The 26,016-nt window shown below is 72.5% G+C and carries 23 protein-coding genes and 2 tRNA genes; 8 read left to right on the top strand and 17 right to left on the bottom strand.

Features of this window, described 5'->3' with window-relative positions:
- Positions 1-48: 48 nt before the first annotated feature.
- Positions 49-849 carry a histidinol-phosphatase gene (gene hisN, locus ACSU6Z_RS19615; protein WP_437047372.1) on the top strand — a complete coding sequence of 267 codons (801 nt, stop codon included), beginning with the start codon at positions 49-51 and terminating at the stop codon, positions 847-849.
- A gap of 350 nt (positions 850-1,199) precedes the next feature.
- Here the strand turns inward: hisN and ACSU6Z_RS19610 are convergent, their stop codons facing one another.
- Complete coding sequence (locus ACSU6Z_RS19610) at positions 1,200-2,651, bottom strand: catalase (RefSeq protein ID WP_437047370.1); 1,452 nt, start codon at positions 2,649-2,651, stop codon at positions 1,200-1,202.
- A gap of 143 nt (positions 2,652-2,794) precedes the next feature.
- On the opposite strand from ACSU6Z_RS19610, the gene ACSU6Z_RS19605 reads away from it, so the two are divergent.
- Positions 2,795-3,211 (top strand): Fur family transcriptional regulator, encoded by a 417-nt coding sequence (locus ACSU6Z_RS19605; protein WP_437047369.1) that lies wholly within the window; start codon positions 2,795-2,797, stop codon positions 3,209-3,211.
- A 156-nt stretch (positions 3,212-3,367) separates the two neighbouring features.
- On the opposite strand, the gene ACSU6Z_RS19600 is transcribed toward ACSU6Z_RS19605, so the two are convergent.
- From ACSU6Z_RS19600 to ACSU6Z_RS19585, 4 genes are all read right to left on the bottom strand, one after another.
- Positions 3,368-3,441: transfer RNA gene (locus ACSU6Z_RS19600), tRNA-Met, on the bottom strand.
- 76 nt (positions 3,442-3,517) lie between these two features.
- The gene (locus tag ACSU6Z_RS19595) at positions 3,518-5,326 is read right to left on the bottom strand and encodes a tetratricopeptide repeat protein (RefSeq protein WP_437047368.1); all 1,809 of its coding nucleotides are present in this window, start codon (positions 5,324-5,326) and stop codon (positions 3,518-3,520) included.
- Positions 5,327-5,566: 240 nt separating this feature from the next.
- Positions 5,567-5,640, bottom strand: a tRNA-Met gene (locus ACSU6Z_RS19590).
- Positions 5,641-5,690: 50 nt separating this feature from the next.
- A complete protein-coding gene (locus tag ACSU6Z_RS19585) occupies positions 5,691-8,651 on the bottom strand; it encodes a UPF0182 family membrane protein (RefSeq protein WP_437050393.1) in 2,961 nt (986 codons plus the stop codon).
- Between the two features lie 164 nt (positions 8,652-8,815).
- Between ACSU6Z_RS19585 and ACSU6Z_RS19580 the strand changes: the two genes are divergently transcribed.
- Positions 8,816-9,376 carry a PPA1309 family protein gene (locus tag ACSU6Z_RS19580; protein ID WP_437047366.1) on the top strand — a complete coding sequence of 187 codons (561 nt, stop codon included), beginning with the start codon at positions 8,816-8,818 and terminating at the stop codon, positions 9,374-9,376.
- A gap of 9 nt (positions 9,377-9,385) precedes the next feature.
- Here the strand turns inward: ACSU6Z_RS19580 and ACSU6Z_RS19575 are convergent, their stop codons facing one another.
- The 4 genes from ACSU6Z_RS19575 to ACSU6Z_RS19560 form a co-directional block, all read right to left on the bottom strand.
- A complete protein-coding gene (locus ACSU6Z_RS19575; RefSeq protein WP_437047364.1) occupies positions 9,386-10,480 on the bottom strand; it encodes a YlbL family protein in 1,095 nt (364 codons plus the stop codon).
- A 50-nt stretch (positions 10,481-10,530) separates the two neighbouring features.
- A complete protein-coding gene (locus ACSU6Z_RS19570; RefSeq protein ID WP_437050535.1) occupies positions 10,531-10,662 on the bottom strand; it encodes a hypothetical protein in 132 nt (43 codons plus the stop codon).
- Between the two features lie 216 nt (positions 10,663-10,878).
- Positions 10,879-11,340 carry a molybdenum cofactor biosynthesis protein MoaE gene (locus ACSU6Z_RS19565; RefSeq protein WP_437047362.1) on the bottom strand — a complete coding sequence of 154 codons (462 nt, stop codon included), beginning with the start codon at positions 11,338-11,340 and terminating at the stop codon, positions 10,879-10,881.
- Between the two features lie 199 nt (positions 11,341-11,539).
- Positions 11,540-12,661, bottom strand: coding sequence for an SDR family oxidoreductase (locus ACSU6Z_RS19560; RefSeq protein ID WP_437047360.1), 1,122 nt, complete (start codon positions 12,659-12,661; stop codon positions 11,540-11,542).
- Between the two features lie 192 nt (positions 12,662-12,853).
- Between ACSU6Z_RS19560 and ACSU6Z_RS19555 the strand changes: the two genes are divergently transcribed.
- The gene (locus ACSU6Z_RS19555; protein ID WP_437047358.1) at positions 12,854-14,305 is read left to right on the top strand and encodes a zinc-dependent metalloprotease; all 1,452 of its coding nucleotides are present in this window, start codon (positions 12,854-12,856) and stop codon (positions 14,303-14,305) included.
- Positions 14,302-14,835 (top strand): NUDIX hydrolase, encoded by a 534-nt coding sequence (locus tag ACSU6Z_RS19550; protein WP_437047356.1) that lies wholly within the window; start codon positions 14,302-14,304, stop codon positions 14,833-14,835. Before ACSU6Z_RS19555 ends, ACSU6Z_RS19550 begins: the two co-directional genes overlap by 4 nt.
- 76 nt (positions 14,836-14,911) lie before the next feature.
- On the opposite strand, the gene ACSU6Z_RS19545 is transcribed toward ACSU6Z_RS19550, so the two are convergent.
- From ACSU6Z_RS19545 to ACSU6Z_RS19530, 4 genes are all read right to left on the bottom strand, one after another.
- The gene (locus ACSU6Z_RS19545; RefSeq protein WP_437047354.1) at positions 14,912-15,664 is read right to left on the bottom strand and encodes an AIM24 family protein; all 753 of its coding nucleotides are present in this window, start codon (positions 15,662-15,664) and stop codon (positions 14,912-14,914) included.
- A 27-nt stretch (positions 15,665-15,691) separates the two neighbouring features.
- Positions 15,692-16,369, bottom strand: coding sequence for an AIM24 family protein (locus ACSU6Z_RS19540; protein WP_437047352.1), 678 nt, complete (start codon positions 16,367-16,369; stop codon positions 15,692-15,694).
- 8 nt (positions 16,370-16,377) lie between these two features.
- Entirely contained in the window at positions 16,378-18,042 is a 1,665-nt protein-coding gene (locus ACSU6Z_RS19535) for a TerD family protein (RefSeq protein WP_437047350.1), read from the bottom strand.
- Positions 18,043-18,339: 297 nt separating this feature from the next.
- Entirely contained in the window at positions 18,340-18,936 is a 597-nt protein-coding gene (locus ACSU6Z_RS19530) for a M48 metallopeptidase family protein (protein WP_437047349.1), read from the bottom strand.
- 323 nt (positions 18,937-19,259) lie between these two features.
- On the opposite strand from ACSU6Z_RS19530, the gene ACSU6Z_RS19525 reads away from it, so the two are divergent.
- Together ACSU6Z_RS19525 and ACSU6Z_RS19520 are read left to right on the top strand one after the other, a co-directional pair.
- Positions 19,260-20,495 carry a TOMM precursor leader peptide-binding protein gene (locus tag ACSU6Z_RS19525; protein WP_437047347.1) on the top strand — a complete coding sequence of 412 codons (1,236 nt, stop codon included), beginning with the start codon at positions 19,260-19,262 and terminating at the stop codon, positions 20,493-20,495.
- Entirely contained in the window at positions 20,488-21,855 is a 1,368-nt protein-coding gene (locus ACSU6Z_RS19520; RefSeq protein WP_437047346.1) for an ABC1 kinase family protein, read from the top strand. Before ACSU6Z_RS19525 ends, ACSU6Z_RS19520 begins: the two co-directional genes overlap by 8 nt.
- Positions 21,856-22,021: 166 nt before the next feature.
- On the opposite strand, the gene ACSU6Z_RS19515 is transcribed toward ACSU6Z_RS19520, so the two are convergent.
- The 4 genes from ACSU6Z_RS19515 to ACSU6Z_RS19500 all read right to left on the bottom strand — a co-directional run bounded on the left by ACSU6Z_RS19515 (position 22,022) and on the right by ACSU6Z_RS19500 (position 25,570).
- A complete protein-coding gene (locus ACSU6Z_RS19515; protein WP_437047344.1) occupies positions 22,022-22,348 on the bottom strand; it encodes a hypothetical protein in 327 nt (108 codons plus the stop codon).
- Entirely contained in the window at positions 22,345-22,713 is a 369-nt protein-coding gene (locus ACSU6Z_RS19510) for a WhiB family transcriptional regulator (RefSeq protein WP_437047343.1), read from the bottom strand. The genes ACSU6Z_RS19515 and ACSU6Z_RS19510 overlap by 4 nt, the downstream gene beginning before the upstream one ends.
- Positions 22,714-22,887: 174 nt before the next feature.
- Complete coding sequence (locus ACSU6Z_RS19505; protein ID WP_437047341.1) at positions 22,888-23,202, bottom strand: hypothetical protein; 315 nt, start codon at positions 23,200-23,202, stop codon at positions 22,888-22,890.
- Positions 23,203-23,365: 163 nt separating this feature from the next.
- Positions 23,366-25,570, bottom strand: a complete 2,205-nt coding sequence (locus ACSU6Z_RS19500; protein WP_437047340.1) for an ATP-dependent DNA helicase UvrD2 — start codon at positions 25,568-25,570, stop codon at positions 23,366-23,368.
- A gap of 168 nt (positions 25,571-25,738) precedes the next feature.
- Here ACSU6Z_RS19500 and ACSU6Z_RS19495 point away from each other — a divergent pair, with 168 nt between their 5' ends.
- A complete protein-coding gene (locus ACSU6Z_RS19495; protein WP_358781053.1) occupies positions 25,739-25,981 on the top strand; it encodes a mycoredoxin in 243 nt (80 codons plus the stop codon).
- Positions 25,982-26,016: the final 35 nt, after the last annotated feature.

Below are 26,016 nucleotides of genomic sequence, written 5' to 3'. Positions count from 1 at the left end.
CCCGCCCCCGCTGGCCGCGCACCCGCCCCGGCGGATACCGTTCGGTGCATGCCCGACTACCTCGACGACCTCCGCCTCGCCCACGTCCTCGCGGACGCCGCCGACGCGGCGACCATGGACCGCTTCAAGGCTCTGGACCTGAAGGTCGAGACGAAACCGGACATGACGCCCGTGAGTGAGGCCGACAAGGCGGCCGAGGAGCTCATCCGCGGCCAGCTGCAGCGCGCCCGCCCCCGGGACGCGATCCTGGGCGAGGAGTACGGCGTCGAGGGCACCGGCCCCCGCCGCTGGGTGATCGACCCGATCGACGGCACCAAGAACTACGTCCGCGGCGTCCCGGTCTGGGCCACCCTGATCGCCCTGATGGAGGCCGGGGAGGGAGGGTACCGGCCCGTCGTCGGCGTCGTCTCCGCCCCCGCCCTCGGCCGCCGCTGGTGGGCCGCGAAGGGCCACGGCGCCTTCTCCGGCCGCAGCCTCACCTCGGCCTCCCGGCTCCAGGTCTCCCGCGTCTCCCGGCTGGACGACGCCTCCTTCGCGTACTCCTCGCTCGGCGGCTGGGAGGAGCAGGGCCGGCTGGACGGCTTCCTGGACCTGGCCCGCGCGGTGTGGCGCACGCGCGCGTACGGCGACTTCTGGCCGTACATGATGGTCGCCGAGGGCTCGGTCGACCTGTGCGCCGAGCCGGAGCTGTCCCTGTGGGACATGGCCGCGAACGCGATCATCGTGACGGAGGCGGGCGGCACCTTCACCGGCCTCGACGGCCGCCCGGGCCCGCACAGCGGCAACGCGGCGGCGTCGAACGGCCTGCTGCACGACGAGTTGCTGGGGTACCTCAACCAGCGCCGCTGAGGCACCCGGGGCACGCGCCGCGGCCGGCCGGCCGGCCGCGCGCACCTTCTTGCCGGCCCTCGCTTCGCCCGCGACTCCGGGAGCTCCCCACTCGTGAGCTTGCGGATCCGCGAATCGTCCCGTGGTTTCGCCAGGAGGCGGCTCCGTCCGTGCTCGTCCGCGACGCCATGGGCACGGTCGTCCTCACCGTCGGCCCCGCCCGCTCCGCCAGGCCGCGGCCCTGATGTCCGCCCGGCGGGTCGGCGCGGCCGGTTCCGCAGCGGGCCCCGGCCTGGAACACGGGTGGGCCGGACCCCCACGAGGGAGATCCGGCCCACCCGCCACGACAAGCGGTCCCGTACGGGAAGGTGTCAGCCGCGCAGGGCCTGGACCGCGGCCTCCAGCCGCTTGCCGAAGTCGGCGTCCGCCTGACGGAAGTTGTTGATCGCGCGCTCGACGATGTCCTCGCGCGAGACCTGGGAGATGGAGCCCGCCAGGTTGTTGATCAGGCGCTCCTTCTCCTCGTCCGTCATGAGCCGGTAGAGGTTGCCCGCCTGCACGAAGTCGTTGTCCTCCGCGTGGACCGGGGCCTCGTGGTCGCCGGTGACACCGGTGACCGGAACCGGCTGCCACAGCGGGCGGTTCGTCTGGAACGGGCCGCCGAAGCTGTTCGGCTCGTAGTTCTTCGCGCCGCCGTGGCGGCCGTCGTACATGAAGCCGTCCCGGCCGTGGGTGCGCGCCTCGGTGGCGTGCGGGCGGTTCACCGGCAGGTGGTCGGCGTTGATGCCGACGCGGTAGCGGTGGGCGTCGCCGTAGGCGAAGAGGCGGCCCTGGAGCATCTTGTCCGGGGACGGGCCGATGCCGGGCACGAAGTGCGCCGGGGAGAAGATCGACTGCTCGACCTCGGCGAAGATGTTCTGCGGGTTGCGGTTGAGCTCCAGCTTGCCGATCTCGATGACCGGGTAGTCCGCGTGCGGCCACACCTTGGTCAGGTCGAACGGGTTGAAGCGGTAGGTCGCCGCCTCGGCCGCCGGCATGATCTGCACGCCCACGGTCCAGGACGGGTACTCCCCGCGCTCGATGGCCTGACGCAGGTCGCGCTGGTGGGAGTCGGGGTCCTCACCGGCGAGCTTGTTGGCCTCTTCCTGGGTGAGGCACTTGATGCCCTGGTCGGTCTTGAAGTGGTACTTGACCCAGAAGACCTCGCCGGCCTCGTTGTTCCACTGGAAGGTGTGCGAGCCGAAGCCGTCCATGTGGCGGTACGACGCCGGGATGCCGCGGTCACCGAACAGCCAGGTCACCTGGTGGGTCGACTCGGGCGACAGGCTCCAGAAGTCCCAGACGTTGTCCGGCTCCTGCGAACCGGTGTACGGGTCGCGCTTCTGGGTGTGGATGAAGTCCGGGAACTTGATGGCGTCCTTGATGAAGAACACCGGGGTGTTGTTGCCGACGAGGTCGTAGTTGCCCTCCTCGGTGTAGAACTTCACCGCGAAACCGCGCGGGTCGCGGACGGCGTCCGCCGCGCCCAGGTTGCCGGCCACGGTCGAGAAGCGGAGGAAGACCTCCGTCTGCTTGCCGACCTCGGAGAGGAACTTGGCACGCGTGTACTTGGTGACATCGGCGGTGACCGTGAAGGTGCCGTAGGCACCGGCACCGCGGGCGTGGACCACACGCTCCGGGATGCGCTCACGGTTGAAGTGGGCCAGCTTCTCCAGAAGGAGCTGGTCCTGGACGAGCACGGGGCCACCGACGCCCGCGGTCTCACTGTTCTGGTTGTCGGCTACCGGAGCACCGGCTTCCGTAGTGAGCGGTCCCTGAGTCACGTGGGCCTCCTGCGCCATTCCTGCTGGTCCTGTCCCTTGGCTAATGCCGGTGCCGATCCTACAATGGACATTGTCTAAGTCAAGTAAACCTCCAAAGTCACATCCGCTCGGGACTTGGTCCCCTTGCTGTTAGGCTGGTTCGCATGAGTGACCTACTGGAACGGCTGCGCGGACGCGGATGGCGCATGACCGCGCAGCGGCGCGTCGTGGCCGAGGTCCTCGACGGCGAACACGTCCACCTGACGGCCGACGAGGTGCACGCACGGGCCGTCGCCAAGCTGCCCGAGATCTCCCGGGCGACCGTGTACAACACGCTGGGTGAGCTCGTCTCGCTCGGCGAGGTGATCGAGGTCGCGACCGACAAGCGCGCCAAGCGGTACGACCCGAACGCCCACCGGCCCCACCACCACCTGGTGTGCGCCCGCTGCGGCACGATCCGCGACGTGCACCCGACGGGCAACCCGCTGGCCGACCTGCCCGACTCCGAGCGCTTCGGCTTCACCGTCTCGGACGTCGAGGTGACGTACCGCGGCGTCTGCCCGAACTGCGCGTCGGCTTAAGTCTTCGGAAGAGCCCCGGCACTCGTCGAGTGCCGGGGCTCTTCCCTGCGTGCGCGCGGGACATCGGGCCGCGGAGGACACCGGGCGGCACCGGACGGAAGGGGCCGAACGCACCGAGGGCCGGAACCCTTTCGGGTTCCGGCCCTCGGCTTTCAGTAGCGGGGACAGGATTTGAACCTGCGACCTCTGGGTTATGAGCCCAGCGAGCTACCGAGCTGCTCCACCCCGCGTCGGTGAACACCACGTTACGTCAACGCCGCGGACAAAGGCAAATCGCTTCCCGTCGGCCATCAGGGTGCGGGAGCCTCACGCCGACAGCTCCTGCCGCAGCGCGTCCCGCAGCCGGGCCGCCCGCTCCGCCACCTCCGCCGGCCCCAGCTCCACCGCCCGCCCGGCCCACTGCTGCCCCTCGTCCAGTTCGCCCCGACGCGCGTAGACCAGGGCGAGCCGCAGCGCCGCCCGGCCGTGCCCGGCGTCGGCCGCCCGGGCCCACCACACGACGGCCTCGGGCTCGCTGCCCTCCCGGGCCAGCAGCAGTCCCAGGTTGAAGGCCCCGTTGCGGGAACCGGCCTCCGCCGCCTGGCGGTACCACCGCGCCGCCTCGGCCACGTCCCCGCGGGCGGCGGCCAGCATCCCGACCCGGACCTGTGCCCGCCGGTGGCCCTGCGAGGCGGCCCGCTCGTACCATTCCTCGCACTCCGTCTTGTGGTGCACCGGCTCCCCCAGCCCGTGCGCGGGCTCCGGCGGACGGCGCGCGTCGAGCACGGTGGCCAGCCGGTACGCCGCCTCGGCGCTGCCGCCTCCGGCCGCGCACCGCAGGTACCGCTCGGCCTCCGGCTCGTCCCCCTCGCGCAGCCGGGCGATGCCGACCTGGAGGGCCGCCTCCGTGTGCCCGGCCGCGGCGGCCCGCTCGTACCAGCGCAGGGCCGCCTCCTCCTCGCCGCGCCCGGCGTACAGGATGCCCAGGTTGAAGGCGGCGTCGACGCTCCCGGCCTCCGCAGCCTTGGAGAACCAGGGCTCGGCGCCGGTCTCGTCCCCGCCGCGCAGCAGCAGGATGGCGAGCGCGTTCGCGGCCTCGCGGTGCCCGGCGTAGGCCGCGCGCCGGTACCACTGCTCGGCCTGCGCGGTCCGCCCCTGCTCGGCGCAGAGCAGCCCGAGGTTGTAGGCGCCGTTGTCGTCCCCGGCGTCCAGCGCCGCCCGGTACCAGCGCTCGGCGGTCTGGGTCTGCCCGCGCTCGGCGTGCAGCGCCCCCAGCGCGTTGGCGGCGTTGCCGTCGCCCTCCTGCGCGGCGCGCAGCCACCACACGGCGGCGCTCTCGGAGTCCCCGGCGTCGCGCAGCAGGAATCCCAGCGCGCAGGCGGCCCGCGGCTCCCCGTCCTTGGCGGACATCAGGTACCAGCGGGCGGCCTCCTGCACCTCGCCCCGCTTCTCCAGGATGGCCCCGAGGTGCAGCGCGGCCCGCCGGTGGCCGCGCGCGGCGGCCTGCCGGTACCACTGTTCGGCCTCCTCGGCGGCCTTGACACCGTTGTCACCGCCGGCTCTCCGCGCGGCCCGCCGGTCCAGTGCCCGCGCCAGCCGGTACGCGGCCTCCCGGTGCCCGCGTTCCGCCGCGGACCGCATCCACCGCTCGGCGCCCGGGTCGCCGCGGTGCTCCAGCAGGTCCGCGAGCGCGTAGGCGCCCAGGACGTGGCCCTGCTCGGCGGACTGGCGCAGCCAGTACTCGGCGGCGGGCTCGTCGCCCCGCTCGCGGTGGTGCCGGCCCAGCGCGTGGGCGGCCGGGGCGGACCCCGCGACGGCGGCGATGCGCCACCATCCGGCGGCCTCGTCGGCGTACCCCCGCTGGTGGAGGAGGACACCCAGGTTGTTGGCGGCGGCGCGGTCACCGGCGGCGGTCGCGGCGCGCAGGTGGGGCTCGGCTCCGTCGAGATCACCGCGGCGCAGCAGCATGGCCCCGAGGACGCTCATCGCCTCGACGTCACCGGCTTCGGCGGCGAGCCGCCGGCGCACCTCCTCGGCCGCCTCGGCCGCGGCCTCGCCGGCCTCGTCCCCGGTCTCGTCCAGATCGGACTGCTGTACAAATCGCCCCGTCTCGAACAGATCTGCCTTGTCCCCCATAACGTCCATCGTCGCACCACCTGCAACCCGGGTACACCTGGCACACCGCAGTCAGTGAGGTCACTTCAGCGTTTTGTCGACATGCCCACAGAGAGACAAGTCAAACACAGATCCCCCAACTCCCCCCGCCGGCACGGCCGTCGGAGACACCCGCACACGCGTTCGCATATAAGGCGAAGGCCCGGATCCCTTTCGGGATCCGGGCCTTCGTGGTCGTTCGCGTACCGCGTCCGACTCCAGTAGCGGGGACAGGATTTGAACCTGCGACCTCTGGGTTATGAGCCCAGCGAGCTACCGAGCTGCTCCACCCCGCGCCGTTGTGTTTTCAACCGTACCACGGCGCGGGGGCGGACGACGGGTCGGATCACCCGCCGCCCGAGCCGCCTGCGGGGCTGCCGCTCTGCCGGGCACCGGAACCGGACTCGCCGTTCCCGCCGCCGTCGTTCCGCGCACCGGAGTTCCGGCCGGCCCGGGACTGGGCCTCCTCGGCCCGGCGCAGCGCCTCCTGAAGGTCCTTCTGCGCCTCGCCGTACGCCGCCCAGTCGTTCTTCCTCAGGGCTTCCTGGCCGGCTTCGAAGGCCTTCTGGGCGTCGTCCAGCGCCTCCTGGACCGTCGGGTCACCGGTCGGCGGCGGCGTGGTGCCCTCGTCCCCGCCCTCGTCCGGCGGCTCGGTGGTCCTGCCCTCCGCCCCGAAGACCTTGTCGAGGGCCTCCTCCAGGGTGTTCTCGAAGGCGGTGTTGCCCCCGTAGGTGACCAGCACCTTGCGCAGCAGCGGGTACTTGAGGCCGCCGCCGCGTACGTAGACCGGCTCCACGTACAGCAGTCCTCCGTCGAGCGGGACCGTCAGCAGGTTGCCGTACTCGACCTCGGAGTCACCGCCTCTGAGCAGCCTGATGGACTCGGCGATGTCCTGTTCGGAGTTGAACTGGCTCTGCACCTGCTTGGGTCCGTCGACGGTCGTGCTCGTCGGCACCTTCAGGATCCTGATCTTGCCGTAGCCCTCCGTGCCGGCCTCGGCATCGACCGCCATGAACGCGCTGAGGTTGTCCCGCCCGTTGGGCGTGAACGTCGTCGTCAGCGAGAACGCCTGTTCCTTCTGGTCGGGCATCCTCATGCTGAGGTAGTACGGCGGCACCGCGTCGCCCGTCCTGTTGGTCGGGTCGTCCGGCACCTGCCACACCTCGCTGCCGCTGAGGAAGGTGTCGGCGTCCTTGACGTGGTAGCGGGTGAGCAGCTCGCGCTGGACCTTGAACAGGTCCTGCGGGTAACGCAGGTGGGCCATCAGGGCGTCGGAGATCTCGCTCCTGGGCTGGACCGTGTCCGGGAAGGCCTTCATCCAGGTCTTCAGGACGGGGTCCTCGGTGTCCCACTGGTAGAGCTTGACGTCACCGGTGTACGCGTCGACGGTCGCCTTCACCGAGTTGCGGATGTAGTTGACCTGGTTCTGCTGGGCCACCACCGCGCGGTTGTCGTTGGTCGCGGTCAGCGAGTCGGCCGTGGTGTCGCCGAGCGTCGTACGGGAGGCGTACGGGTAGCCGTTGGTCGTCGTGTAGGCGTCGACGATCCACTGGATCTTCCCGTCCACCACCGCCGGGTAGGCGTCGCCGTCGATGGTCAGCCAGGGCGCGACCGCCTCGACGCGCTCCTTGGGGGTGCGGTTGTACAGGATGCGCGAGCCGTCGCCGATCGCGCCCGAGTACAGGATCTGCGGTTCGTTGAACGCCACCGCGTACGCGGCCCGGTTGACCGGGCCGGAGAGGTCGACCCCGCCGCCGCCCTTGTACCTGGTGGGCTTCTCACCGCTGTCGTCGGAGTAGTCGATCTCCTCCTGGGGACCGCCGACGATCGAGTACGTGGTGGTCTTCTCGCCGTAGTAGATCCGCTGCTCGTACCGCGGGAGCTCGCCCTGGGACGGCAGGTCGGACTCGGTGAACACCGGGCGGCCCTCGGAGTCGACCTCGGTGCCCCTGGCCGCGACCACGCCGTAGCCGTGGGTGTAGCGGAAGTGGTTGTTGATCCAGTTCTTCTTCGGGATGCCGGCCAGGTTCAGCTCGCGCAGGCCGATGACCGTGTCCTGCTCCTTGCCGTCCTTGGAGTACCGGTCGACGTCCAGGTTGGTCGGGAACGCGTAGTAGTTCCGCATCTGCTGGAGCTGCTGGAACGTCGGCGAGACGATGTTCGGGTCCATGATCCGGATGCTCGCCACGGCGTCGGCGTCGTCGCGCAGCTCGGTCTTGTCCTCGGTCCGGCTCCGGCCCGGGTACTCGGTGACCTGGGTGCCGTCGATGCCGTACGCCTCACGCGTCGCCTGGAGGTTCTTCTCGACGTACGGGGCTTCCTTGGCCTGCTCGTTGGGCTGGACCTGGAACTTCTGCACGATCGCCGGGTACAGGCCGCCGATGAGGATGGCCGACAGGACCATCAGGCCGAGGCCGATCACGGGCAGCTGCCAGGTGCGCCGCCAGATGGTGGCGAAGAACAGCAGTGCGCAGATCACGGCGATGCAGAACAGGATCGTCTTGGCGGGCAGGTAGGCGTTGGCGTCGACGTACCTCAGGCCCGTCCAGTTGTCGGTGGCCTTGAAGTCGCTGGACTTGACCGCGAGCCCGTACCGGTCGAGCCAGTACGCGACCGCCTTGAAGGCGACGAAGACGCCGATGAGCACCGACAGGTGGCCGGTGGCCGCGGCGGTGGCGCGTCCGCCGGGGCTGGTCAGGCGCAGCCCGCCGTACAGGTAGTGGGTGAGCGCGGCGGCGATCACCGACAGGATCACGGCGGCGAAGCCGAAGCCGAGCAGGAACCGGTACCAGGGCAGGTCGAAGGCGAAGAAGGAGACGTCCAGCTTGAACTGGGGGTCCTTCTGCCCGAAGGGGACGCCGTTGACCCACATCAGCCAGGTCCGCCACTGGCCGGCGGCGGAGGCGCCGGCGATCAGGCCGACCAGGGCGGTGATGCCGAGCAGCAGCCACTTCTTGAAGGGGGCGATGCCCATGCGGTAGCGGTCGAGGTTCTGCTGCTCCGTCGACATCGCGCTCAGCGGCGGCCGGAGCCGGTGGGCCAGCCAGATGTTGAATCCGACGGCGAGCGCCATCAGCAGGCCGAAGACGAGGAAGAGACCGATCTTGGTCCACAGGGTCGTCGTGAACACCGACGAGTACCTGACCGACCGGTACCACAGCCAGTCCGTCCAGAAGCCCGCGAACATGGTGAACGCCATGCCGAGGACGGCGAGGACACCCAGTGTCATGAGCAGGGTCCGGGCACGCCGGGACGGGCGGCCCACTCTGATCCGCGGCCCTGTCGGGCCTCCGCCGCGGTCCGGCATCTGGAAAGCCAAGGTGCGCACCTCGAAGTTCGCTGTTGATCCGTCAGGCCCTCGGGTTCGCGGGCCTTCCGTGCGCCCTCCTGATCGTGGGCCCACACCTATGCAACTTACTCACCGTTTACTCGGTTCCCGGTTCCGGGCCGGAACGAGGCAGGATTGTGACCATGTCCAACACCCCCATGGCGGCGAGCCCGCTGACCCGGGCCGTGCTCGAGATCGACGAGTACGTCTCCGGCCTCGGCTGGGACCAGCCCGCCCGCCTCTTCGCCCTCGTCGACACCGCGCGGCTGCGCGCCGAGCAGCCCTCGCTCGCGGACCGCCTCGGTCTCACCGGGGACGAGCAGGAGACCGCTCCCGGTCTCGCCCCGGCCCTCACCCCGATCGAACAGGAGGAGATCCCGGCGGACCGGCCGCTGGACGAGTTCCTCGCCACCATCGCCTGGCCGGACGCGGTGACCGGCTGCGCGCTCACCGTGGAGCGCCTGATGCTGCCGCCGTCCGCCGAGGCCCAGGTCCCCCAGGACCTGGACGAGGCGGGGCTGGCGCGGTGGGTGGCCGAGCACCCCGAGCGCCAGGAGGTCCGCATGACGGTCGCGGTGCTGCGCGACGGCGCCCGTGAGTCGGCGCTGCGGCTGCGGGAGAAGGACTCCCCCACCGAGGTCCTCACCGGCTCCGACCTGGTGCCGGGGCTGGCCCAGGCGCTGGCGGCGACCTTCGAGGAGTAGCGCCTGCCGCTACCCGGCCGTGCAGCGCGGCAGGTCGGCGGTCTTCCCCGTGCGGATGTCCGCGAGCGCGTCGAGGGCGTCGTCGATGGTGCTCACCTTGACGAGGGTGAGCCCCTTCGGAGTGTCGCTCGCGGCGGCCCCGCAGTTGTCGGCGGGCGTCAGGAAGTACCGGGCGCCCTTGCCGCGCGCGCCGACGATCTTCATCTCGATGCCGCCGATCGGCCCGACCTTGCCGTCGTCGTCGATGGTGCCGGTGCCTGCGACGAATGCGCCGCCGGTCAGGCTGCCCGGGGTGAGCTTGTCGTAGATCCCGAGCGCGAACATCAGGCCGGCGCTCGGGCCGCCGACGTCGGCGAGCTTGATGTCGACGGTGAACGGGAAGGTGTGGTCGGTCCCGGCGGAGATGCCGACGACGGCGCGCTTCTCGCCGCCGTCGTCGGAGGCCTCGGTGGTGATCGTGACCTTCTCGGTCCTCGTCGCCGTGCGGCGGCCCTTCTCGGCGGCGGCCTGCTCCTCGGCGGGCACGATCGTGAAGACGACGTCCTGACCGGGCCGGTGCCTGGTCACCAGCTTCGCCACGTCCGCGGGCCGCTTCACCGTCGTGCCGTCGACGGCCTTGATCACGTCTCCGGCGTGCAGCCTGCCCTCCGCCGGGGACCCCTTGACGACGGTGGAGACGACCACCCAGGTCCTCACCGGGATGTCGAGCTGCTTCAGGGCGGCGACCTTGGCGCTCTCCTGGGACTGGCTGAACTCCTCGGCGTTCTCCTGGGAGGACTCCTCCTCGGTCTTGCCGTCCGGGTAGAGCGTGTCGTGCGGCACGACCTTGTTGTCGTGCGCGAGCCAGCCGTAGACGGCCTCGACGAGGTTCATCCGGTAGTCGGCGCTGGTGACCCTGACGGTGGTCATGTTGAGGTGGCCGTCGGCCGGGTAGGTCCTGCGTCCCGAGATCTGCAGCACCGGCTCGCCGTCGTGCTCCCCGAGCGTGTTCACCGTCGGCCCCGGTGACATCTCCGCGTACGGCACGGGGATGAACACTCCCGCGCACAGGAGCGCGATCAGCATCAGGGTGGAGGCGAGCATCGTCGCGGTGCGGCGTGGCATGCCTCGACACTAAGGGACGCTCCTGTCGGCGCACCGTCAGGGCGGTCCGCTCAGGTGCGGGAGCGGGGCTTCTCCATCGCCGCGCAGAACCGGGCGTACCCGTCGAGCTCGGGGCCGTCGCCGCGTACCCTCCGGGTCCGGTTGGCCCAGCTGCCCCACAGACCCGCGCCGATCGCAGCCACAAGCGGAATCAGCAACCAGGCAAGTGCCCCCATGCCGGCCTCCCAACCCCGAAGAGCATCCGCTACTGACTGATCAGCAGATTAACCATCCGCAGTGACAACGCTCACGTCCGGGGTGCGGTTACGCAACCGGAGGGCCGGGGAAGGGCCCCCGCGGCATCCGTGGCGCCGGGGGCCGGCGGGGAGGGGCGTACGACGGGGACCCGCGCGGGCGGATCAGCAGGCGCCCACCCACTCCTCGGTGCCGTCGGAGAACTTCTGGTGCTTCCAGATCGGCACCTCGTGCTTCAGGTCGTCGATCAGCCTGCGGCAGGCCTCGAAGGCCTCGCCGCGGTGGGGGCAGGAGACGGCGACGACGACGGCGAGGTCCCCGACCCCGAGCTCTCCCACGCGGTGCACGGCGGCCAGCGCCCGCACGGGGTACTCGGCGGCGACCTTCTCGGCGATCCGCCGCATCTCGGCCTCCGCGCTGGGGTGGCAGGAGTAGCCGAGCGCGTCGACGCCGGCGCCCCCGTCGTGGTTGCGCACGGTGCCCACGAACAGCGCGGTCCCGCCGGCCGCGTCGTCCCCGACGGCCCGGAGGACCTCGTCCACGGACAGGGGTGTCTCGCGGATGCCGATCAGCTTGACGGGGTCCTGCGCGGCCGGCTCGCCGGGGAGGTCGTTCGTGGATGCCATGGGGCCATCGTGCCCCACGGCGGCGGGAACGCGGAACAGCGCTGCCGCCCGGTATGCGCGCGTGCGTGGCCGGAGCCTTCCGCAGGACCTCCCGCGGAGCCTTCGCGGCCTGCGGGAGCACGCCGGGCCGGGCAGGGGGAGGGAAAGCGCGCCGCCGGCCGGGCGGGCCTCCGTGCGCCCGGCAGGGCGGCGCCCCGCCTCAGATGCGCCGCCGCGCCTTCCGCGCCCGCCGCACCACCGCCGCCGCGCCCAGCAGCGCCACCGTCGCGCCCGCGGCGCCCGCCGCCGTGGCGTCCTTGCGGCCCAGGCGCCGCCCGGCCACCGTGTGCCGTCCGGAGACCTCCTCCAGCAGCTCGGCGAGCACCTGCTCGTTGGTGTACCCGGGCCGCCACCCGGCGTCGTGCAGCCGGCTCCCGCTCACCACCCAGGGGTACATCGTGTACGCCAGGTCCCCGGCCGGGGAGGGCGTGAGCCCGATCCGGTGCAGCCGGGCCGCCGCCCCCAGGGCGACCGCCGACGGCAGCTCCATGCGCCGGATGCCGCTGAGCTCCTCGACCTCCTCCTGCTCCAGCCAGCCGTCGCAGCCGACGGCCAGCTCCCCCTCGACCTTCTCCAGCACGGCGTACTCCAGGGCGCTGCACAGGTCCTCGACGTGGCAGAACTGCCACGCGGGCCGCGATCCGGCCACGACCAGCAGCCGGGGCGACTCGAAGTACCTGGTCAGCGCGGTGTCCGTGCCGCCGACCAGGATGGCCGGCCGGACGACGGTGACGTTGAGCCCCGGGTGGGCGCGCGGGGCGCGGCGGGCCAGCCGCTCGATCTCCAGCAGGTCCCCGACACCGGTGGCCTCGGCCGTGGCGCGCAGCTCGGCGTCCTCCGACAGCGGCAGCTCGTTGTCGGGCAGCGCGCCGTAGACCATCGCCGAGGTGCACAGCACGACCCGGTGGACGCCGGCCGCCGCCGCGGCGGTCAGCACGGTCTGCGTCCCCCGGACGTTGTAGGCCGTCCGGGCGGCCGCGTCGGTCTCCAGGTCGAGGTCGAGCGCCAGGTGCACGACCACGTCCGCGCCGCGCAGTCTGTCCGCGATGGCCGGGTCCCGTACGTCCAGGACATGCCACTGCGCGGTCGCGCACTCGCCGCGCCGCTCGTCGAGGGCGATGACCTTCCTGACCTCGGACGATGCCGCGAGCCGCGCGGTGAGCAGCGCCCCGACGCCGGACGCGGCACCGGTGACCGCGACGACGGGTCCGCGTGCGCCGGGGCCGGAAGGACTGGTTGACTGGTTTCGCGCTGCGCGAACCTGCGGATCTGGGGAACTCACCGGGCGTCTCCAGCGGTTGTCTTCAGTACGGGCGCGGGTGACGCGTACGTACCAGGTGGCATCCATCCTGCCGCAGGCCGCTGGCCGGCCAAGCACCGAGGCCCGATGCGCCGCGGGTGTCTACGCTGGGTGGTGTTGTCGGGCAGCCGTGCCGCCGGAAAGAACCGGTGGCCCTACCAGCCGAGGAACCCCGTGAGTGACACCCCATTCGGATTCGGCCTTCCGCCGGAGGAGCCGGACGACGGCGACGAGGGCAAGAAGAAGGACCAGCAGAGCGGTGGTGGGCAGGGACCGGCCAATCCGTTCGGTTTCGGGTCGCTGCCCGGCGCCGGAGGCCTGGGTGGCCCCGGTGCGGACAATCCGTTCGCCGCCATGTTCGGTTCGCTGAACCCCACCGACCTGGGCGCCGCGTTCCAGCAGCTGGGCCAGATGCTCTCCTACGAGGGCGGCCCGGTGAACTGGGACATGGCCAAGCAGATCGCCCGCCAGACCGTCGCCCAGGGCGCTCCCGACGGCACCAAGGACGCCAGCGTCGGCCCGGCCGAGCGCACCGCCGTCCAGGAGGCCGTCCGCCTGGCCGACCTGTGGCTGGACGACGCGACCGCCCTGCCCTCCGGCGCGGGCTCCGCGGTGGCGTGGAGCCGCGCGGAGTGGGTCGAGGCGACCCTGCCCGCCTGGCGGGAGCTGGTCGACCCGGTCGCCGAGCGCGTCGGCAACGCCATGGGCGAGGTCCTGCCGGAGGAGATGCAGGCCATGGCGGGCCCGCTGATCGGCATGATGCGCTCCATGGGCGGCGCCATGTTCGGCACGCAGATCGGGCAGGCCGTCGGTGTGCTCGCCGGCGAGGTCGTCGGCTCGTCCGACATCGGCCTGCCGCTCGGACCGGCCGGCAAGGCCGCGCTGCTGCCCGCGAACATCGAAGCGTTCGGCAAGGACCTGGGTGTGCCCAGGGACGAGGTGCGGCTGTACCTCGCCCTGCGTGAGGCCGCCCACCAGCGCCTGTTCGCGCACGTGCCGTGGCTGCGCTCGCACCTGTTCGGCGCCGTCGACGGCTACGCCCGCGGCATCAAGGTCGACACGGCCAAGCTGGAGGACGTGGTCGGCCAGTTCGACCCGCAGAACCCCGAGCAGCTGCAGGAAGCCCTCCAGCAGGGCATGTTCCAGCCGGAGGACACGCCGGAGCAGAAGGCGGCCCTGGCCCGTCTGGAGACGGCGCTGGCGCTCGTCGAGGGCTGGGTGGACGCGGTGGTGCACGCCGCCGCCAAGCCGCGCCTGGGATCGGCCGACGCGCTGCGCGAGACGCTGCGCCGGCGCCGTGCCTCGGGCGGCCCGGCCGAGCAGACGTTCGCCACGCTGATCGGCCTGGAACTGCGGCCGCGCCGCCTGCGCGACGCCTCCCGCCTGTGGGCGTCCCTGACGGACGCGCGCGGCGTCGACGGCCGGGACGGCCTGTGGGCCCACCCGGACATGCTGCCGACCGCGACCGACCTGGACGATCCGGACGGTTTCGTCCACCGCGAGCAGCTGGACTTCTCCGAGCTGGACAAGATGCTCGGCGAGGCCGCCGGCAAGAAGCCCGGTCCGAAGGAGAAGCCGTCCGGGGACGAGGCCGAGGGCGACGGCAAGGGCGACGGCGCCGAGTGAGCCTGCACGACGACGCGGTCCTCGTGCTGAAGGGGTACGAGAACCGGTACGAGGGTCAGGCCGAGCTGCGCCAGACGTACCTGGACCACCTGGCGGCCCATCCGGACGGCATGTGGAAGTCCTGCGCGGACGGACACATCACGGCGAGCGCGCTGGTCGTGGACCCCGAGCGCGGGCGGGTGCTGCTCACCCTGCACCGCAAGCTGCGCATGTGGCTCCAGATGGGCGGCCACTGCGAGCCCGGTGACACGGCTCTGGCCGCTTCCGCCCTGCGGGAGGCGACCGAGGAGTCGGGCATCACCGGCCTGGTCCTGCTGCCCGGCGGCCCGGTGCGGCTGGACCGTCATCGCACGCCCTGCGCCTGGCACCTGGACGTGCAGTACGCGGCGCTGGCTCCGGACGGGGCCGTCGAGGCGATCAGCGACGAGTCCCTGGACCTGCGCTGGTTCCCGTACGCCCGGGTCGCGGACGTGGCCGACGAGTCGGTCGTACGGCTGGTGGAGGCGACCCGCGAGCGGCTCGGCTCCTGAACCGGCGGTGAGCCACACGGGTGAGGGGCGTGCCGCCGTGGCGGCGCGCCCCTCACCCGTGCTTGGGGCGCGCCGCTCAGCTGCGGCTGCCGCCGAGCGAGTTCCCGCCGAGCCCGCCGGAGCCCATGCCGAACTGGCCGAGCAGTCCGGAGCTGCGCAGGTGCTGCGGCGGCAGCAGCTCGCTGGGCTGCACCAGGACGTACCCGCTGCCGGAGAACTGCATCTCCCAGCCCTCGCCGGTGGACCCGCGGCGGCGCCACACCGCGGACGTGGAGGTGGGCGCCTGGAGCTGGGTGCGCAGGGAGGTCGACCAGGCGATGACCGCGTCGGCGTCGCAGCAGACGTTCCGCTCCGGCGTCGCCTCCAGGACCAGCGGCTCGCCGGACGTCATCAGGACGACCTGCCCCGGGCCGGAGAGCTCCAGGTTGTACGAGCCCGCGGAGGCGATCTCGACGGCGCTGTCCACGGCGACGATCCCGACGTCGAGGGAACCGTCGAGGGCCAGGACCGCCGAGGAGTCGACGGTGATGCCGCGGCCGACGTCCATGACGTGCAGGTACTGGGCGAAGTTGGCGAGGTAGACGACGCCGTTGCCCTTGCAGCGCATCAGCTCCAGCTGCTCGCCGGTCATGCGTTCGACGTTGCGCCAGCTGCGGCTGCGGTACTGGCTGTCGAACTCGATGTGCCCCTCGAAGGCGACCATGGCGCCCTGGCGGGCCAGGACGGGGGTGCCGCCCTGCTCGACGGCGGTCCTGAGCAGTTGCGGGTTCTGCAGCGTGTAGCGTCCGGTGGACTCCACCGGGATGTGCGCGAAGAGTGTGCTGTGCATGTGTGCTGGTGCTCCCCTCAGCCCCGGTCAGCCACGGATCTTGAAGCGGTCGCCGGTGTCCTCGCTGGGCTGGACGACCACGAAGCCCTCCCCCTTGAAACCGATCTGGAACGCCTCGCCGCTCCCCCGGCCGATCAGGGCGCTCGCCTTGATCGTGCGCCGGGCCTTCATCTGAAGGCCGTCGGTCCAGGCGATCAGCGCGTCCGGGTCGACGTAGGTCTCCCGTTCGGCGCAGTCGAGGGAGATCGGCGTGCCCCGGCTGACCAGGGCCACCCATCCGGTCCCCCGGACCACGAGGTTGGTCAGGCCCGAGCCGGACAGTTTGGCCAGGCCCTTGACCGGTTCGATGGCCAGCTGGAGGGAGGTGTCGCAGGCCAGCAGGGTGGGGCCGTTGACGGACAGGGCCTCGTTGTCCAGGTGGACGACGAGGATCTCACCGCCGTAGTCGGCGAGGTACAGGTCGCCGTCGCCGCGGCAGAGCATCAGCCTGCCGCCCTCGCCGGTCACCATCTCCTCCGCCGTGCGGCGCAGGCCGGCCGGGGCGGCCTCGAACTGGACGTAACCGTCGTAGGCGATCATCGAGCCGGCCTTCGCGTACAGGTCCTGCCCGCTGACCATGGTGACCTTGAGGGTCTTGGAGCTGTGCACGCTCATCCGGACGCCGGTGGCCGCGGGGCGGTGCGCGTTGAGTGTCTGGAGGTCCATGGAGTGCCTCACACCTCGAAGGGCTGGACGACGACGAAATTGCCGGGGGCGCCCCGGAACTGGAGGTTCACGGCTTCCGAGGACTGCCGGGCGTACCCGGAACGGCGCAGCCGCACCGACGTCGTGGTCACGGCCTGTGCCCCCGCGGACCAGGCGATGACGGCATTGCCGTCGGCGTAGGTCGCCGGGCCGACCGGCAGCACCACGGGGGTGCCCCGCGTCTTGACGACGACCGCGCCCGTGCCGGAGAAGAGCATGCTGAACAGGCCGCCGCCCGGCAGACCCGCGCCCTCGATGCGGCGGACCTCGGTCTCCAGCCCCTCGTCGAAGGCGAGGACACCGCGCGCGCTGGTGTAGAGCTGCTCGCCCTGGAGCCGGATGACGAACAGGCGGCTGGCCTCGTCGGCGAGGAACACCTCGCCGTCACCGGAGCACCGCATCAGGGACATGCCCTGGCCGGTGAGCTGTCCGGTCAACTTGCCGAGCAGCCCGGATCCCTTGTGGGCGAAGTCGACGTCGCCCTGGTAGGCGACCATGCTGCCCTGCTTGGCGAGGATGTCGGCGCCCTTGGTGAGAGTCGCCCGGACCAGTTGCGGGTTCTGCTCGGTCCAGCGGTCGCCCACGGGGGCCTCGGCGTACTTCGTCAGGACGGCGCGCAGGCCGGCCTCCGCGGGGACGGGCGCGAGCGCCGCGGCGCCCCCGAAGGCCGGGGCCTGGCCGGGGAAGGCGGGAGCGCCGGGCGGAGGGGTGAAGGGGCCGCCGGAGGGTGCCGGGGTGCCCGGGGGCGGCGTGAACGGGCCGCCGGGGGGCGTGAAGGGGGCGCCCTGCGGTGCCGGGGCGGGAGGGGGAACGGTGCCGGCGGGCGGCGCCGGTACGCCCGCCGCGACGGTCGGCGCGGCGGGCACCCAGGGGCCGGGGGCCGACGGCGGGGTGGCTCCCGCGGGGGCCGCGTGCCCCTGCGCGGCCGGCTGCGGCCGGGGTTGCTGCGGCACGGGGGCGGGCGGCGGTACGGGCGCCTGCGCGGGGGCGGGCGGCGTGCCGAAGGCGGGCGGGGCGGGGGCTTGCCGGGGCGGGGCGAAGCCCGGCGCGGCGCCCGGCTGCGACGGAGGTGCGGCGGGGGCCCCCTCCCCGGCTCCCCCGGCCTCCTCGGCCACCTCGCCGCCGAAGTGCTTCAGCAGCGCCTCCAGGCCGCCGTCGAAGCCCTGCCCGACGGCGGCGAACCGCCACACGTCCTTCAGGTAGAAGTCACCCAGCATCACGGCCCGCTCGGTGGAGAACTCCGAGCCGTCGAAGGGGTACCGGGCCACCTCCTCCCCGCCCGCGACGATGCGCAGGCAGCCGGGAGCGATCTGGGACATCTGCCCGGCGCCGTCGATCGTCGCCGTGAAGGACAGCTTGTGGATCCGCGGCGGGATCCGGTCCAGCGTGACCCGGAAGGATTCGGTGTCGCCCGCCTGCGCGCCCAGGAGCTGCACGGACCCCTCGGGGGACTTCGGCTGGTTGTAGAAGACGAAGTACCGGTCGTCCGAGAGCCGTTCGTCGGCGTCCAGGCCGAAGCAGCTGATGTCGAAGGTCAGTCCGGGGCCGGAGATCTGCACGCCCACGTACAGATCCGTACCGGCGGTGAGGTCACTGATCCTGGCCTTGTGGCCGCGTTGGAATTCCCTGGCCATGCGTAACGACCGTCCCCCATCCGAGTGCGAGTGCGTCGCGTCAGGCTAACGGCAATCCCGGACACCGGACGAAGCCGGTACGGATCCGGTACAGAACCCCCGGCCGGTCCCCGGTCGGTCACGGGAGAGCCCGCGCACGCGCGCGTGGAGGGAGGGCGCGGGGCCGGTGACCGGGTGACGGGGGGCCCGCGCCCGTGGGCGGCGCCGCACCGGTCACCGCGCGTGTGCCCGCCGCGGAAGCCCGCGCATGCGCGCGGGCGGCGCCGGCGCCCGGTTCCGCCGGCCGGGGCCGGGGGCCTACTCGCCGTGCGCGCCGGGGACGTGCGGCAGCCGGCCGGCGGCGACCACGCCCTCCAGGTAGCCCCGCGCCCGCTCGGTCCGCGGGTAGGAGTCCAGCAGCCGCCAGAAGCGGGGCCCGTGCCCCGGTACGAGCAGGTGCGCCAGCTCGTGGAGGAGGACGTAGTCGACGACGTACTCGGGCATGCCCTGCAGGCGGTGCGACAGGCGGATGCTGCCCTCGGCGGGGGTGCACGACCCCCACCGGGTGCTCTGGTTCGCGACCCAGCGGACGGAACGAGGCCGGGCCCGCCCGCCGAGGTACTGGGCCGACAGCCGCTCGGCGCGCTCGGCCAGCTCGGCGTCGCCGAGGAGCCGCTTGCTCTCCTGTGCGGCCAGTTTGTCGAGCATGACGCTCACCCAGCGCTGCTCCTCCGCCTCGGACATCCGGGCGGGGATGAGCACGACGGTGCGATCGCCCTCGCGGTACGCGGAGACCGTCCTGCGTCGACGGGTGCTCCTGCGGACCTCGATTGCGCTCGCCTTCGAACCGCCCGGGAGCGGGGGCGTCGTGCCGCGCTGCGGTGTTCCGGCGCGGTGCAGTGGGTCGGCGGACACGTCCCGACGTTACCCCTTGCGCACGGGGAAGTCCCGGCTCCGGGGCGGTTCGGCGGCGCGGTCCCGCCCGGCACCCGTCCCGTGCGGCCGATCGGCGGGGCCCCGGCCGAACCGGCCGGCACCGCGGACGGACCGGGCTGTGGACGGACCGGGCCGCGGGCGAATCGGTACGACCATCCGACCAACGCGGTCGCCTGTGGACAACTTTCGACGCCCGGCGCCGGGTCCGGGCATGCTGGCTGTCACCGGCGAAACCGCCGCGTCCACGGCCGGCAGCGGCACAGCCGGCACACGGGGAGTCACGTGATGTACGGGGGTCAGTCATGCATCCGATGGTGAAGCCGGCGTTCCGACGCGGCTGGCGCGATCTCAACACCGTGCAGTTCGGGATGACGCCGGCCCACGCGATGACCCTCGGCCCGATGGACACGGCGACGGGCAGCTTCCTCGACCTGCTCGACGGTACCCGCGGACTGCCGCTGCTGCGCGAGGAGGCACGTGGGACGGACCTGCCCGACGGCCATGTCGACGGACTGGTGGAGCGGCTGGCGCGGGCCGGCCTGCTCGACGACGCCCGCGGCGGCGGCCCGGACGCCGACGCCCTGCGCGAGAGGACGGACGTGCTCGACCGGCTCCGCCCGGAGCTGGCCTCGCTGTCCTTGACCACCTCGGAACCGGGTGACGCGCTGCGGCGCCTGGCCGCCCGGCGCTCCCTGCGCGTGCAGGTGCGGGGCGCCGGCCGGGTGGGCGCGGTCCTGGCCTCGCTGTTGTCGGGTGCCGGGGTCGGTGAGGTCGACGTGCGTGACGTCGGCCGGGTCGAGGCGTGGGACGTCGCCCCGGGCGGGCTGCCCGCCGACGCCGTGGGCGACCGGCGCGAGGAGGCCGCCCGCCGGGCCGTGCGGCGCGCCGCCCCCGGCCGCCCGCCGCGCCGTGGCCCCGCCGCGGCGCCGTCCGAGGAGGGGGACCCCGGGTTCTCCCTGGTGGTCCTCGCCCCGCGGGACGACGTCGCCGTGCACGCCCCCGCCCCGCCCGAGGACCTCGTCGCCTCGGGCACCCCTCACCTGTACGCCGGGGTGGTGGAGGCGACGGGTGTCGTCGGCCCGCTCGTCCTGCCCGGTGAGACGGGCTGCGCGGGCTGCCTGCACGAGGCCCGCACCGACCGGGACGCGACCTGGCCCCGTCTGGTTGCCCAGTGGCGCTCGGGCAGACCGCGCCACGTGCGTTCCTGCGACCTCACGCTGGCCATGACCGTCGCCGGTCTCGCCGCCGCCCACGCGCTCGCCTTCCTGGACGGCCGGACGCCGTCGAGCGCGGGCGCCCGCTGGGAGGTCGCGCTGCCCGCTCTCCACTGGCACGCACGGCCGGTGTGGCCGCATCCGGAGTGCTCGTGCGGGGCCTCGGGCAAAGGCGTGGAGGGGGGTGCGGGGGAATGCGCGGGAAATCACGCCTCCGAGGACGGGGAGCGGCGCGAGACAATGGCGGAGCAACGGCCGTCGGCACGAGTACGCCGTAAGGCAGGGGCGACCCGGCCGGCTGGGACTTGGAGGGCGCATGTCTGATCTTCCCCGCAAGGCGGTCACCCGTACCGCCAAGCTCGCCGCGCTCCCGCTCGGCTTCGCCGGACGGGCGACCTGGGGTCTGGGCAAGCGGATCGTCGGTGAATCCGCCGAGCTCGTCGGCCAGCAGCTGCAGCAGCGCACGGCCGAGCAGCTGTTCAAGGTGCTCGGCGAGCTCAAGGGCGGGGCGATGAAGTTCGGGCAGGCCCTGTCCGTCTTCGAGTCGGCCCTGCCCGAGGAGGTCGCCGGCCCCTACCGGGCGGCATTGACCAAGCTGCAGGAGGCGGCGCCGCCGATGCCGGTGCGAACCGTGCACGCGGTGCTCGCGGAACGGCTCGGCGAGGACTGGCACGACCTGTTCCTGGAGTTCGAGGACAAGCCCGCCGCGGCGGCCTCGATCGGCCAGGTGCACCGGGGCGTGTGGCGCGACGGCCGCGAGGTGGCGGTCAAGGTGCAGTATCCGGGCGCCGGTGAGGCCCTGGTGTCCGACCTGAACCAGCTCAGCCGCTTCGCCCGCCTGCTGGGCCCGCTGGTCCCGGGCCTGGACGTCAAGCCGCTGATCACGGAACTGAAGGACCGGGTCTCGGAGGAACTGGACTACGCCCTGGAGGCCCAGGCCCAGCAAGCCCACGCCGAGGAGTTCGCGGACGACCCGGACATCGTGGTCCCGGGCGTGGTCCACCAGTGCGAGCAGGTCCTGATCACCGAGTGGATCGACGGTGTCCCGCTGTCGGAGATCATCGCCGACGGCACTCCGGGGCAGCGGGACCGGGCCGGTCAGCTCCTGGCCCACTTCCTGTTCTCCGGCCCGGCCCGTACCGGCCTGCTGCACGCCGATCCGCACCCGGGCAATTTCCGCCTGCTGCCCGGCGGCCCGGACGGCGAGGACGACTGGCGCCTGGGCGTCCTGGACTTCGGCACCGTGGACCGCCTGCCCGGCGGTCTGCCGACCCCCATCGGCGAGTCCCTGCGCATGACGCTGGACGGCGAGGCGGAGACCGTCTACGAGCTGCTCCGCGCGGAGGGCTTCGTCAAGGAGTCGATAGAGCTGGACCCCGATGCCGTGCTCGACTACCTCCTGCCGATCATCGAGCCGGCCCGGGTCGAGGCGTTCACCTTCACCCGGGGGTGGATGCGCAGCCAGGCGGCCCGGATCGCCGACCCCCGCTCCCCCGCCTACCAGCTCGGCAAGCAGCTCAACCTGCCCCCGGCGTATCTGCTGATCCACCGGGTGACCCTGAGCACCATCGGGGTGCTGTGCCAGCTGGGGGCGACGGTGCGGCTGCGCCAGGAGTTGCAGGAGTGGCTGCCGGGATTCGTCATCGACGAGGAGGAGCCCGAGGGCACGGTGGCGCAGGCGTGAGGGGAGCGGCGGACGGCCGGCTCGTCCCCCGCTGAACAGGGCCCCTGCCCGGATGCGCGACACACGCCGTGGGGGGCCGGTCCGTCCGGGACGGACCGGCCCCCCACGAGGGAGAGCTCCGCCTCCCTGGGCCGGGAGGCCACCGCTGCGGGTGGGATGCGACCGGCTACTGCATGACCGCCATGGCGAGCGCGCGGCGGGCGCGCATCGAGGCGCGCTCGGCCCGGCGCTGCATCCGGCGGGCGGTCGCCAGGCGTACGGCCTGGCGTTCCCGCTCCGCCTCGCGCAGGCGGTCGTGCATATGCGCACGGGCCAGGGCTTCTGGGATGAGTTGCATCTCTCGTGTCCTGTTCTGGCGCGAGTCCCTCGCGCCGCTGGTGGTGAAGTCCTCAGGCGCGGAGCCTGCGGCGGGTTCGTGGGTGGACGGCTTCATCGGGGCCTGCTTCTTGGGGTCGTGCGTGAGGGGGCGATCGATCGTTCCGGCGGTGTTCATGCTGTGACCGGGTTCTTGCGCGGGCGGCCACGCGGTCGCTTCCGGGCGACGACGACACCTTGGACGAACAGCTCGCCGCCCCAGACGCCCCAGGGCTCACGCCGCTCCTTGGCGCCGGCGAGGCAGGCCTCGATCAGCGGGCAGGTGCGGCAGAGGGACTTGGCGTACTCCACGTCCGCCGGCGACTCGGCGAAGAAGACCTCCGGGTCGTAGGAACGGCAGGGGACGGGTACACCGAGGTTCTCGATGGCGTCGTCGAGCGCGGTGAGCGCGGTCAGCGGGCTCAAGGTGGAGTCCTCCGTGGGGCCGGACTTGGGGATCGGGTCGGAAGGCGGTACGGACGGGGCGTGCGCTTCGAGTTGCACGGCTGGTCTTCCTCGTCTGGTCGTTCCGGCCGGTCGGCCGGTGGGCGGCTTGGTACCGGGTTCTCTTGCTGTCCCGAGGCTCCTTCGGTCTGCTCGCCCCGTTCGGGGAAAACAGAAGGGCCGCGGATCCCGGATGGGGTTCCGCGGCCCTGAAGGCGCCGGCCTGATCGGCGATCAGGCTGGATCACTCCAGGGTTCTGGCCCACGGAAGGCCCACATCAGGTGGTGCTGCGTCGTCTGCTTCCGGAATCCGGCACCGGTCGCCGCAAAGGCATAGGCCTGGGCCTGCGCCGCTACTGCTTCCAGTGCCTCGGTCGGTCGCTCGCTGCGCTCACGGACAGGGAGGTCCGTCAGGGCAGGGCAGGACGCCGGACGCACGGCACGAATGCCGGACAGACCGGTGCCCAGGCCGGGAACGCCGAGCATGCGCAGGGAGACGGCCGAGCGATCGGTCGTTTTGACGGTGATGCCGGTGTTGATGCTGATCACTGGACTCGCCTCCTCTCGGCGTCTCGGGGGACTGGGGTGAGCCAGTCCTTGGATATGCAAGTACAACACGGAATCAGGGCCTCCTGGAAGGCCGCTGTCCCGTGCCCAAGAACCTATGGGGATTGCTGGGGCATGCGCAAACTATTTTTTCGACGAGTCGGCATCAGCCCGGTTCGTCAAGCCCGTCGACGTTGCGGCCTGCGCAAATGGCCAGGACATCGGCTCCGTAGCGGGTGAGTTTGCGCGCGCCGACGCCGGGGATCCGCGCGAGTTCGCGTTCGTCCTCGGGGACGGACTCGGCGATGGCCATGAGCGTCTTGTCGGTGAAGACGCAGAAGGCGGGCTGTCCGCTGCGCCGCGCCTGGATCTCGCGCCAGGCGCGCAACCGCTCGTAGACGCCCTCGTCCATGTCGGAGGGGCAGTCCTCGCAGCGCATGAGTTTCATCTCGCCCCCGTCGGTGAGGGGACGGCCGCAGACCCGGCAGCGGGCCGGGGTGCGCTGGGTCCGCCGCGGGACGGCGGCGCCGAAGGGCGTGCCGGCCGCCCGGCCGCGCTCCACGCCCCCCGGCCCGCCCGCGGCCGGGCGGACGCCCGCGGCGGAGGAGCCGGAGCGCAACCCGTCGAGGAAGCGGCTGGGACGGCGGCCGGGACGACCGCCGGGCGAGCGGGACAGCGCCCAGGACAGGTGCAGGCGTTCGCGCGCCCGGGTGACGCCGACGTAGAGGAGGCGGCGCTCCTCCTCGATCTGCTCGTCGGTCTTTGCGTAGGTGATCGGGATCATGCCCTCGGCGACCCCGACCAGGAAGACGACGTCCCACTCCAGGCCCTTGGCCGAGTGGAGGGAGGCGAGGGTGACGCCCTGCACGGTCGGCGCGTGCTGGGCGCTCGCCCGCTCGTCGAGCTCGGTGACGAAGTCGCTCAGGGTGGCGTCGGGCCGGACGGCGGCGAGGTCCTGCGCGAGGTTCGCCAGGGCCGCCAGGGACTCCCAGCGTTCCCGGACGGCGCCCGAACCGGCCGGCGGATGCGGGGTCCAGCCTTCCCCCGACAGCACCGCCCGCACCTGCGAGGGCAGGTCGACGGCGTCGTCGAGGAGGGAGTCGTTGCCGCCGAAGCGGGCCGCGCCGCGCAGGGCGACCCCGGCCCTGCGCACCTCGGGACGGTCGAAGAACCGTTCAGCGCCCCGTAGCTGGTAGGGGATCCCGGCGTCGGCCAGGGCCTGTTCGTAGGTCTCCGACTGGGCGTTGGTGCGGAAGAGGACCGCGATCTCGGCGGCCGGGACACCCGAGTCGATCAGTTCGCGGATGCGGCGGGCGGCGCCCTCGGCCTCGGCGGGCTCGTCGGCGTACTCGGTGCAGACCGGTTCGGGGCCCGGCGGGCGCTGGGAGATCAGCTCCAGGCGGTGGTCGGCCGCCCGTCCGCGGGCCTGGGCGAGCAGCCCGTTGGCGAGCCGGACGATCTGCGGGGTGGAGCGGTAGTCACGGACCAGCTTGATGACGGTGGCTCCGGGATGACGGGCACGGAAGTCGAGCAGATGATCGGGGGTTGCTCCCGTGAACGAATAGATCGTCTGGCTGGCGTCACCGACCACGCACAGGTTGTCGCGGTCGCCGAGCCACAGCTCCAGCAGGCGCTGCTGGAGGGGGCTGACGTCCTGGTACTCGTCGACCACGAAGTGCTGGTACTGGGCGCGGACCTGTTCCGCGACGTCGGGCCGGTCCTGGAGGACGGCCACCGTCAGCAGCAGCACGTCCTCGAAGTCGATGACGCCGCGCCCCCGCTTGAGCTCCTCGTAGGCGGCGTACACCCGGGCGATCTCGGCCGGGTCGCGGGGCGCCTCCCGGCCGGCCTTCACGGCGGCGAGGACGTAGTCGGCGGGGACGGTCTGGGTGACCTTGGACCACTCGATCTCGGCGGTGACGTCCCGCAGCTCGCCCCGGTCGAGCCGGAAGCCGCAGGAGGCCGCCGCGTCGGCGACGAGCTGGAGCTTGCGGTCGACGAGCCGGGGCATGGCGCCACCGATCGCCTTCGGCCAGAAGTACTGGAGCTGGCGCAGGGCCGCCGAGTGGAACGTACGCGCCTGGACGCCGGCGGCGCCGAGCTGGCGCAGCCGGCCGCGCATCTCCCCGGCGGCACGGTTGGTGAAGGTGACGGCGAGCACGCTGGAGGGCTGGAGGACGCCGGTCCGCACCCCGTAGGCGATGCGGTGGGTGATCGCCCGGGTCTTTCCCGTGCCGGCGCCCGCGAGCACGCACACCGGACCGCGCAGGGCGGTGGCCACCTCGCGCTGCTCGGGGTCGAGCCCTTCGAGCACCGCGTCGGCCGAGTCCGGTACCTGCGGGAAGAGGGTGGAGTGCGTTGCTGCTGTCACACAGCCATGCTGCCAGGTCGTCGGTGACGGGTGCGCCGGTTGTCCACAGGTGGGGTATGACAGTCGTACCGGTGCGAGGGGAGTCGCTCCCGTTCCGGGAATGGTGCCGCTCCCCCGGGCGTTTCTCTCCCTGCGAGACATCCCCATCGCCGAAGGAGCGCGAAAGACATGCCGGGCACTGTGACGATGTACAGCACCACGTGGTGCGGCTACTGCCGTCGGCTGAAGAGCCAGATGGACCGCGAGGGCATCGAATACACCGAGATCAACATCGAGCAGGACCCGGAGTCCGCCGCGTTCGTGGAGAAGGCGAACGGCGGGAACCAGACCGTGCCGACCGTGCTGTTCCCGGACGGCACGACGCTCACGAACCCGTCGCTGGCGCAGGTGAAGCAGAAGATCGGCGCGTAAGCGGTCCAGCGGCCCAGCGATCCAGAAACGGCCGA

This window comes from Streptomyces sp. enrichment culture, from assembly GCF_964273145.1.
Taxonomy (GTDB): Bacteria; Actinomycetota; Actinomycetes; order Streptomycetales; family Streptomycetaceae; genus Streptomyces.
This window is presented reverse-complemented; position numbering and strand designations above follow the sequence as displayed.